The organism is Candidatus Aquarickettsia rohweri (assembly GCF_003953955.1).
Classification (GTDB): domain Bacteria; phylum Pseudomonadota; class Alphaproteobacteria; order Rickettsiales; family Midichloriaceae; genus Aquirickettsia; species Aquirickettsia rohweri.
Genome location: NZ_RXFM01000093.1, coordinates 1 through 5,776 on the forward strand (window position 1 = coordinate 1; position 5,776 = coordinate 5,776).

The following is a 5,776-nucleotide window of genomic DNA, read 5'->3' on the forward strand; positions in this document are numbered from 1 at the left end:
TATCAATAAAAAAGAGCTCAGACCAACACCTTCCCAACCTACAAAAAGCTGTAAAAGGTTATCTGATGTTACAAGAACTAACATAAAAAATGTAAATAATGATAAATAAGCCATAAATCTCTGCTTATGATTATCATGAGACATATAACCAACAGAATATAGATGCACTAAAAATGAAACAATGTTTACCACACATAACATAACTGCTGTAAGCGAATCAATATAGATTGACCAATAAGCTTTAAAAAATGAAACATCTAACCACTTTAGCAACTTTATGTGAATTATATTATGTCCATGTATAACATAAAAAAATACTATAATTGAAAAAATAGCTGAGATAAATACAGAAAAAGAAGTTAAAATTTGAGATGTTTTCACAGATATATTATCTGTATTAAGACCCACAATGATTGAAGCCATCAATGGTAAAAATACAATGTAAATTGCTAAATTTTCAATACTTAACATTTAAATTTTATCCTTTTAATTTTTTGATTCTATCTATACTAATATCACTCTTATTTCTAAAAAATAACACTAATATTGCCAATCCTATTGCAGCTTCTGCTGCAGCAACAGTTAAAATAAAAATTGAAAAAATTTGCCCCGTAATATCTATCCAGATTTTTGAAAATGCAATAAAATTGAGATTAACTGAAAGCAACATAATTTCAATTGAAAACAAAATATTTATTATACTTTTTTTATTAATCATTATGCCACAGATACCTATAACAAATAAGGTAGCTGAAAATATTAAAAAATGGCTAATCGGAACATTATCAATTAACAAATTATTAATCATATTTTGACCCCTGATCTTGATTTAACATCTACCAATTCTAATGATTCATTTTTATTTCTCATAACTTGCTCTATAATATCTTGTTTTTTTACATTATCCTTTGGCTTTCTTAAAATTAAAGTTATTGACCCAATCATTGCTAAAAACAGCAATAATCCAGCAATTTGAAATTCAAACATATAATTAGTATAAAGTTTTTCACCAATATACCTCAATGAATTTTTAAATAATTTTAAATTCTTATTGTGATTAATACTTAAAATATTATATTTTATCTCTGACTTATAAAGTATATAAAAAAATGCACCTAAAAAAGCTAATGAAGAAATGATTGAATATGATTTTACATTACTTACTGACACCCTCAAACTCTTAGTATCTACATCTAACATCATAATAACAAACAAAAATAAAATTACCACTGCACCCACATAAACTACTATGGTTGTCATCGCTATATACTCTGCTTCTAATAAAATCATTATTCCAGCTGAACAAAAAAATGTAAATATTAGAAATAAAACTGAATGTACAGGGTTTTTATTAGAAATAACTAAAATTGATAAAACCAAAATTATTATCATTAAACAATATGTGATAAACTCTAACATTTTAATTTAAAGTACATTATATGTCTAATTTATAAGATTTTAACACAATAAATCAAGTTATTTAATTCAACATTTGACAATTATATAAAATTTTCACATAACAAATTAGTGTAATAAAAATTATGAATAAGAGGTTATGGCGTCAAAATCAATTAATTTCAATTGTTAAGGCTAAAAAATGGAAATTATATGATGAAAAACTCCAACAAGCCATCTTCAAAAATTAGAAGAAAGTAAACAGGGTAATAAATCAGTAGATCCAAGAGATTTATTAAAGTAATAAAAAAACTTATGTCGAGAAATTCGAATATCTAAACAAAACAATAAATCAATAGATTAGCGGAGTTTATAATAAATACTAATTAAATATCTTATTTTCTAATTCATCGCTCATCAATATTAGTAACAATGATTGAAAAAAATATATAAATTGTATATTATGCTCTTAAAATAGAATAATATAAAGAATTGGTAAAAGTAAAAACTATTATAGCTCCAAAAAAAGATTGTAAAGTGCTTCTTCATTCTTGTTGTGCGCCTTGTTCAGGAGAAGTAATTCAAGCTATGATAAAGTCTGGAATTAATCTAACAATCTTCTTTTATAATCCTAATATTCACCCTAAAAAGGAATATGAAATCAGAAAGAATGAAAATATCAAATACGCTAAAAAAGTTGGAATTAATTTTATCGATGCAGATTATGATGTTCAAAATTGGTTCAAGCGAGCTAAAGGTCTAGAACTTGAGCCTGAAAGAGGAAAAAGATGCACAATGTGTTTTGATATGAGGTTTGAAAGAACAGCACTATACGCTTATGAAAATGGTTTTGATATAATAACTAGTTCTCTTGGAATATCTAGATGGAAAAATATGCAGCAAATTAATGACTGTGGAGAAAAAGCAGCTTCTAAATATTCAGGAATAACTTATTGGACTTATAATTGGAGGAAAGATGGTGGCAGTTCTAGAATGTATGAAATAGCAAAAGAAGAAAATTTTTATAAACAAGAATTTTATGGTTGTATCTATTCATTAAGAGACAAAAATAATTGGAGATTACAAAACGGAAAACAAGAAATTGAAATAGGCAAAAATTATTATTAGACTAAAATATGATTGACATTAAAAAATATGACGTTTTATTGATGGATTTGTGGGGAGTTGTGTATGATGGTCATCATCTATATCCTGGATCACTAGAAACACTAAAAAAATTAAAAGATCTAAATAAAGAGGTTATACTTTTTTCCAATGTACCAAGAAGAAAATCAACTGTAGAAAATCTCTTAAATAGTTTTAAGGTTGATAAATCTTTGTATAAAGATATTGTTGCATCCGGTGAAATAGTTAATGAATATCTTTCTGAAAAGAAAAAATATGGAACAAAATATTTTTACATAGGTTCTCCAGAAGCTGAGGAAGTTATATTAAATATTGGAGGATATATTAAAGCAAATCATCCCAAGGATGCAGATTTCAGTATAATAACAGGCATAATAGATTATTTTGATGAAGCTATGGAATTAGCTAAACAAGCTGTAAAATACAACTTACCTATGATTTGTACAAACCCAGATAAATCATCAATTACAAAAAACGGTGAAGTAACACATTGTCCTGGTGTAATTGCCGAAAAATACGAAGAACTTGGTGGTGAAGTAATTTATTTTGGAAAACCTCACAAACAAATATATGAATATGCATTAAAAGATATAATTCCAACAAAAAAGATTCTTGCTATTGGTGATAGCATGGAAAATGATATAAAAGGCGCAACTAACATGAATATTGATTCCGCATTAGTATGTAGTGGAATACATAGGCATGATTTGCAAATTAACGTAGGAGAAATTCCAACTAAAGAAAATTTATCAAAATTGTATAAAAAATATTCTCTTAAACCAACATATGTGCTAAGCATTTTGAGTAATATTGAAAAATCATAATAATTAGATAATGTATATTCAAACTCAAGACACTCCAAATCCTAATACTTTAAAGTTCATTCCTGGAATTGAAGTTTTAAAAAATGGATCAAAACAATTTAATAAACATGACAATTGTACTGATTCATTACTTGCTCAGCAATTATTTAAGATTGATGGCGTTGACAGTATTTTCTTTGGAAATGATTTTATATCAGTTACCAAAGAAAACAAAGTAGATTGGGAAATAATAAAAATATTTATTCTTTCTAAACTTGTAGATCATTTTTTAGCTGGATTACCTGTTATAACACAATCACAAGATAAGAAAAAAATAATTAAAGCTAATTCAAAGATAGAAGAACAAATTATTGAGCTTTTAAATTCAAAAATAAGACCTGCTGTTGCTCAAGATGGAGGTGACATAATATATAACAAATTTGAAAATGGAGTTGTTTACTTAGAATTACACGGAGCCTGCAAAGGTTGTCCAAGTTCTACCATTACTTTAAAACAAGGTATAGAGAACATGCTAAAGCATTATATTCCAGAAATAAAATCAGTTGAATCAATATAATTAAAATAGGCTATTAACCATGGATAAATTACAAAAAGAAGCATTAGATTTTCACTCTCAAGAACCAAAAGGTAAAATTACAACTAAATTAGCTGATAAATTACTAAATATTAATAAATACAAATTATCCTTAGCATATAGTCCAGGAGTTGCAGAGCCCTGCAAAGAAATATACAAAGATTATAATAAAATTTATGACTATACTTCAAAAGGTAATTTTATTGCAGTAATCAGTAATGGAACAGCAGTACTTGGGTTAGGAAATTTAGGAGCTGCTGCAAGCAAACCAGTCATGGAAGGTAAATCAATATTATTCAAACGTTTTGCAGATATTGATTCTATAGATATTGAAGTTGATGAGACTAACCCTCAAAAATTTATTGAAATTGTAAAAAAAATTGCTGTAAGCTGGGGAGGAATAAATTTAGAAGATATAAAAGCTCCTGAATGTTTTATTATAGAAGAGGAATTAAAAAAATGCCTTGATATCCCGGTTTTTCATGATGATCAACATGGAACAGCTATAGTCACAGTAGCAGGTTTGATTAATGCTGCATATATTACTGACAGAGAAATTGAAAATTTAAAAGTCGTGGTTAATGGAGCAGGAGCAGCTGCTATTGCGTGTATCAATTTAATGAAAAAAATAGGAATTAAAAAGCAAAATATAATAACTTGTGACACAAGAGGAGTAATATATAGTGGAAGAAAAGAAGGAATGAATCAATGGAAAAATAACTTAGCAATAGAAACAAATTTAAGAACCCTTGAAGATGCAATGATAGGTGCAGATGTTTTTATAGGCGTATCTGTAAAAAATGTGGTATCAAAAGAAATGGTAAAAAGTATGGCAGATAAACCTATAATTTTTGCGATGGCCAATCCTGATCCTGAGATTACTCCAGATGAAGCACATGAAGCTCGAAATGATGCAATTGTTGCAACAGGAAGATCTGATTATAGCAATCAGGTTAACAATTTTCTTTGCTTCCCATATTTATTCAGAGGAGCATTAGATGTAAGAGCAACTACTATTAATGACGAGATGAAAATTGCTGCAGCGTATGCACTTGCAAAATTAGCAAGAGCAGAGATAACAACTGAAGTTTCTAATTCATTTGAAGGAAAAAATTGTAAATTCGGACCTGATTATATAATCCCTGTAACATTTGATTCACGACTTATTACAGAAGTTTCTATAGCTGTCGCAAAAGCTGCTATTGATTCCGGTGTAGCAAAAAAACCAATTACAAACTTTGAATCTTATAGAAAAACTTTATTAAACAGGTTGAATTTAAACGCTTAATATCAAAAATATTACTTTATATAATAATATTTCTCCAACTGCATCTATTTGAAAAATTATAATAGATATAAAAGCAAAATAGCTCTAAGAGCCTAATGAAATGTTATTATCTAATTTTTAATCTTTATAAGGAATTTTCCAGTGTATATATAAAAAAACAATCGCAACTAATATAAATAATGTAGATTTTATAATACATTCAATACTTTCACCTTTAATGCGTTCAATAGTATTGCTATATAAGTTATCTTTTATTACCTTTAGTTTTTGACTATCTATATTTTTATAATTCTTATTACTTTTTCTAAAACTATCTAAAGATTTGTAAGCGCTAAAATAAGGGCATCTAGGCAAGAATAAAAATAAGTGGTAGAACAAAAGCCTAAAAAAATAGAGGCTAATGATGCTATTAGAAAAAAAGAATAAGTAATGAAAAATGGAAAGAGCTAGTAGAAGAATATAAAAAAAGTAATGTAAGTAAATATGAATTTTGTAAGCAAAAGAATGTGCCGAGAAGTACATTTTATAAATGGCACAGAATTCTTGTAG

Annotated in this window: 7 protein-coding genes and 2 pseudogenes; 5 read left to right on the forward strand and 4 right to left on the reverse strand. The window is 27.2% G+C overall.

Translation table 11 applies throughout. From position 1 onward, the window contains the following. From EIC27_RS05835 to EIC27_RS05845, 3 genes and pseudogenes are all read right to left on the reverse strand, one after another. A pseudogene (locus EIC27_RS05835) lies at positions 1-471 on the reverse strand (NADH-quinone oxidoreductase subunit L); the annotation flags it as partial. Positions 472-478: 7 nt separating this feature from the next. Then, complete coding sequence (nuoK, locus tag EIC27_RS05840) at positions 479-808, reverse strand: NADH-quinone oxidoreductase subunit NuoK (RefSeq protein ID WP_126045148.1); 330 nt, start codon at positions 806-808, stop codon at positions 479-481. Beyond that, complete coding sequence (locus EIC27_RS05845) at positions 805-1,392, reverse strand: NADH-quinone oxidoreductase subunit J (RefSeq protein ID WP_205702356.1); 588 nt, start codon at positions 1,390-1,392, stop codon at positions 805-807. Before EIC27_RS05845 ends, nuoK begins: the two co-directional genes overlap by 4 nt. A 495-nt stretch (positions 1,393-1,887) precedes the next feature. On the opposite strand from EIC27_RS05845, the gene EIC27_RS05850 reads away from it, so the two are divergent. The 4 genes and pseudogenes from EIC27_RS05850 to EIC27_RS05865 form a co-directional block, all read left to right on the forward strand. Further along, positions 1,888-2,523 (forward strand): epoxyqueuosine reductase QueH, encoded by a 636-nt coding sequence (locus tag EIC27_RS05850; protein WP_126045150.1) that lies wholly within the window; start codon positions 1,888-1,890, stop codon positions 2,521-2,523. 8 nt (positions 2,524-2,531) lie between these two features. After that, positions 2,532-3,365 (forward strand): TIGR01459 family HAD-type hydrolase, encoded by an 834-nt coding sequence (locus EIC27_RS05855; RefSeq protein ID WP_126045151.1) that lies wholly within the window; start codon positions 2,532-2,534, stop codon positions 3,363-3,365. A gap of 10 nt (positions 3,366-3,375) precedes the next feature. After that, positions 3,376-3,921, forward strand: a complete 546-nt coding sequence (locus EIC27_RS05860) for a NifU family protein (protein ID WP_126045152.1) — start codon at positions 3,376-3,378, stop codon at positions 3,919-3,921. Positions 3,922-3,940: 19 nt separating this feature from the next. Continuing rightward, positions 3,941-5,224 (forward strand): annotated as a pseudogene (locus EIC27_RS05865) (malic enzyme-like NAD(P)-binding protein); the annotation flags it as partial. 120 nt (positions 5,225-5,344) lie between these two features. Here EIC27_RS05865 and EIC27_RS05870 read toward each other — a convergent pair. Next, entirely contained in the window at positions 5,345-5,581 is a 237-nt protein-coding gene (locus EIC27_RS05870; RefSeq protein WP_126045154.1) for a hypothetical protein, read from the reverse strand. A 68-nt stretch (positions 5,582-5,649) separates the two neighbouring features. Here EIC27_RS05870 and tnpA point away from each other — a divergent pair. Beyond that, on the forward strand, positions 5,650-5,776 hold a 127-nt coding region (gene tnpA / locus EIC27_RS08370), incomplete at its 3' end, for an IS66 family insertion sequence element accessory protein TnpA (RefSeq protein WP_410519461.1).

Coding starts and splice junctions, on each gene's coding strand:
- nuoK (WP_126045148.1), bottom strand. CDS start 808: ATGATTAATAATTTGTTAATTGATAATGTTCCGATTAGCCATTTTTTA.
- EIC27_RS05845 (WP_205702356.1), bottom strand. CDS start 1,392: ATGATAATAATTTTGGTTTTATCAATTTTAGTTATTTCTAATAAAAAC.
- EIC27_RS05855 (WP_126045151.1), top strand. CDS start 2,532: ATGATTGACATTAAAAAATATGACGTTTTATTGATGGATTTGTGGGGA.
- EIC27_RS05860 (WP_126045152.1), top strand. CDS start 3,376: ATGTATATTCAAACTCAAGACACTCCAAATCCTAATACTTTAAAGTTC.